The organism is Actinoalloteichus spitiensis RMV-1378 (genome assembly GCF_000239155.1).
Taxonomy (GTDB): domain Bacteria; phylum Actinomycetota; class Actinomycetes; order Mycobacteriales; family Pseudonocardiaceae; genus Actinoalloteichus_B; species Actinoalloteichus_B spitiensis.
This window is the reverse complement of the sequence record NZ_AGVX02000709.1, coordinates 1-2,312: the sequence shown is the minus strand read 5'-3', so window position 1 is coordinate 2,312 and position 2,312 is coordinate 1. Positions and strand designations below refer to the sequence as shown.

At 72.4% G+C, this 2,312-nt stretch carries 4 protein-coding genes and 1 pseudogene; 2 read left to right on the top strand and 3 right to left on the bottom strand.

Annotated features, from left to right (window positions below):
- On the bottom strand, positions 1–125 hold a 125-nt coding region (locus ACTIDRAF_RS35615), incomplete at its 3' end, for a TetR family transcriptional regulator (RefSeq protein WP_157163253.1).
- Between the two features lie 443 nt (positions 126–568).
- The gene (locus tag ACTIDRAF_RS0224325; protein WP_016701281.1) at positions 569–1,033 is read right to left on the bottom strand and encodes an NUDIX hydrolase; all 465 of its coding nucleotides are present in this window, start codon (positions 1,031–1,033) and stop codon (positions 569–571) included.
- A 307-nt stretch (positions 1,034–1,340) separates the two neighbouring features.
- Here ACTIDRAF_RS0224325 and ACTIDRAF_RS0224315 point away from each other — a divergent pair, with 307 nt between their 5' ends.
- The gene (locus ACTIDRAF_RS0224315) at positions 1,341–1,724 is read left to right on the top strand and encodes a VOC family protein (protein WP_016701279.1); all 384 of its coding nucleotides are present in this window, start codon (positions 1,341–1,343) and stop codon (positions 1,722–1,724) included.
- Between the two features lie 138 nt (positions 1,725–1,862).
- Complete coding sequence (locus ACTIDRAF_RS35430) at positions 1,863–1,988, top strand: hypothetical protein (protein ID WP_280956892.1); 126 nt, start codon at positions 1,863–1,865, stop codon at positions 1,986–1,988.
- 28 nt (positions 1,989–2,016) lie between these two features.
- Here the strand turns inward: ACTIDRAF_RS35430 and ACTIDRAF_RS31030 are convergent.
- A pseudogene (locus ACTIDRAF_RS31030) lies at positions 2,017–2,312 on the bottom strand (hypothetical protein); the annotation flags it as partial.

Here is a 2,312-nt window from a genome sequence, read left to right as displayed (position 1 = left end):
CCCGCCGACGCGGCGATGTCCCGGACCGTGGTGGCCGCGAAGCCCTGCTCGAGGAACAGGGTGTCGGCTGCGGCGAGCACCTTCGCGTGCGTCTCGCTTCGTAGTCGATCTCGTGTCGTGCCCATCGGAACCACCAAACTGAACGTGTTCACTGAACTTGTTCAACAGACAGTGGCGGTCCCGCGCCTCCGCCACCCGTCACGGCATCGGCTCTCCTGCCCCTGGTCCGCGCGTCGCCGGCACCGCGCTCGGTCACGGTGCCGAGGGCCGGGCGCCGTCCTTCCCGCGTCGTCCCAGGTGATCAACGGCACGGCCCGGCCTCCACCGGACCCCGTCGAGCGTTGTCAGGAACCCGTCCCGCCGCCCGTGCGTGTGACCACCCTGGGCGGATCGGCGTCCCCAGCCGGGTGGCGCGCTGGAGGTCGCCTGGTGCGGGGAGGTGCGGTCCGGGCGGGCAGGCCCGTGCGCCGGGTCGAGGTGTGCTGGCACCCCACCTGGGTTCGCCACGACGTCGGGATCCCGCCGCCGGCGTTCCCGCACCGCCCGGCGGGCGTCGGGGTTTCCGTGGTCAGGGTCGGGAACGCGTGACGTCGGTGTCGTCCCAGCCCAGCACGGACAGCGCCACGCCCGCCCGGTAGTTCGCGATGCCCACCGCCGAGTAGGCGATGAGCGGGCTCGGCAGGGCGTCGAACCGGAACCAGGCCACGCCGGAGCTCTTCTCGGGTTCCCTGTTGAACGGAACTCCCGACCACCCGGTCGCCTCGAAGAACAGACCCAACCGGGGTTCAACGCCGGGAGCGGTGACGTGCGCGGTGTGGACCAGCCGCAGCTGGTCCTGGCTGACCGAGACGCCGACCTCCTCGCGCGCCTCGCGGGCGGCTCCGGCGAGGACCGACTCCCTGGCCTCCAGTTTTCCCGCCGGCAGGTGCCACTGGCCGTCGAACCTCGGGTCGGGGTCCCGGCGCAGGCTCAGCAGGAGCTCGTCGTCGCGCACCAGGATCAGGTGCACGTCGACGAGGTGGCGGTCGGGCATCGGGTGGCCTCCGGACGGGCAGGCGGGGGAGGCGTGCGGTCCCGCAGAGCTTACGACCGCCTCATCTCCGCCTCCTGCCGGCCGGTCGCCTCCCGCTGGTCCCAAGGGCCCAGGTGCCGTTCCGCGAGGCGGCGTCGGTGCTCCAGCACCGCCCGCACCGGGTGGAGCCGCGACGTTGTCCGCGCCGCGCGACCGGGCCTACGGTGGAGGCAGCCCCTCGACGCGAAGCCGGGAGGTCGAGTGGAACGGGGACCGCGGGAAGGTCCGGCGATCGTGCCCTCGTCCCGTGGAGGGCCTAACAGTGCGAATGATCTTCGTGAACCTGCCGGTCAGGGACCTCGAGCGGTCGAAGCGGTTCTTCGGCGAGCTGGGTTTCTCCTTCGACCCCACGTTCTCCAACGACACCGTCGCCGGGATGGTCGTCGAGCGGAACATCTACGTGATGCTGCTGGAGGAGGAGCAGTTCCGGCAGTTCATCACCGACGAGATCAGCGACACCTCCACCACCACGGAGGTGCTGACCTGCCTGTCGGCGGACAGCAGGGAACAGGTCGACGAGCTGGTGGCGAAGGCGATCGCCGCCGGCGGACGGCCCTGGAAACCGCCGGTGGAGGACGGCCCCATGTACGGCGGGAGCTTCCAGGACCCCGACGGGCACGTGTGGGAACTGGTGCACATGGCCAGGACGTAACAGCTCCCGCTCCCTCCTATCAGTGGTTGTCGGGGTGCGGTCCGGTGCCGCACACCGTGCCGGCCGGCCCGCCCCCGGTGGGACGTCGCGGGGGCGCGGACCACGTCACCCGCCGGGGGAGGCGTGGTGGCCGTCCTCATGCCTGTGTCCGTCGCTCTCGGTCTCCAGGCCGCCCTGGTGACCGAGGGCGTGCTCGGGAGGGGGCTCGTCGTGCTGAGCCTGGCCGGTCCGCGGGGCGGGACGCCCGGGGGTCGTCGCGGGTGAGCACCGACCGACCCCCGGGCGCGGGGACTCACCCCTGCTCGCGGTCGTCCAGCAGCGCCGTCTGCACCATCCTGACCGCCCGCCGGCGGTTGACGTGCTGGGCCCGGCCCACCGGGAGCGTCTTGGGCCGCAGGTCCCCCAGGAACCGCCCCTCGTCCTTCGGGCAGGAGAACATCAACGCCGGGGTCCCCAGCTCCCACATCTGCCGCACGACCGGATCCCCCATCGCCCGGTTCGCCCCTGCCGTGCTCCTGGCGATGATCACGTGCAGGCCGATGTCCGCCGCCTGCGGCAGCATCGGCAGCAGCGGTTGCAGCGGGCTGC